The sequence below is a fragment of the Segeticoccus rhizosphaerae genome (assembly GCF_009192725.1).
GTDB classification, from domain to species: Bacteria; Actinomycetota; Actinomycetes; order Actinomycetales; family Dermatophilaceae; genus Segeticoccus; species Segeticoccus rhizosphaerae.
Genome location: NZ_VOHR01000695.1, coordinates 1 through 634, shown reverse-complemented (window position 1 = coordinate 634; position 634 = coordinate 1). Strand labels below are relative to the sequence as shown.

Genomic DNA, 634 nt, shown 5'->3' with positions numbered 1-634 from the left:
GATCCTTGAGAGTTTTCGCCCCGAAGAACGTTTTCCAATGATGAGCACTTTTAAAGTTCTGCTATGTGGCGCGGTATTATCCCGTATTGACGCCGGGCAAGAGCAACTCGGTCGCCGCATACACTATTCTCAGAATGACTTGGTTGAGTACTCACCAGTCACAGAAAAGCATCTTACGGATGGCATGACAGTAAGAGAATTATGCAGTGCTGCCATAACCATGAGTGATAACACTGCGGCCAACTTACTTCTGACAACGATCGGAGGACCGAAGGAGCTAACCGCTTTTTTGCACAACATGGGGGATCATGTAACTCGCCTTGATCGTTGGGAACCGGAGCTGAATGAAGCCATACCAAACGACGAGCGTGACACCACGATGCCTGTAGCAATGGCAACAACGTTGCGCAAACTATTAACTGGCGAACTACTTACTCTAGCTTCCCGGCAACAATTAATAGACTGGATGGAGGCGGATAAAGTTGCAGGACCACTTCTGCGCTCGGCCCTTCCGGCTGGCTGGTTTATTGCTGATAAATCTGGAGCCGGTGAGCGTGGGTCTCGCGGTATCATTGCAGCACTGGGGCCAGATGGTAAGCCCTCCCGTATCGTAGTTATCTACACGACGGGAATT

The 634-nt window shown here is 50.3% G+C and carries 1 protein-coding gene; it reads left to right on the top strand.

The window, feature by feature from the left end:
- The coding region (bla, locus tag FRW57_RS22540; RefSeq protein ID WP_152187132.1) for a class A beta-lactamase at positions 1-634 on the top strand (634 nt) is incomplete at both ends.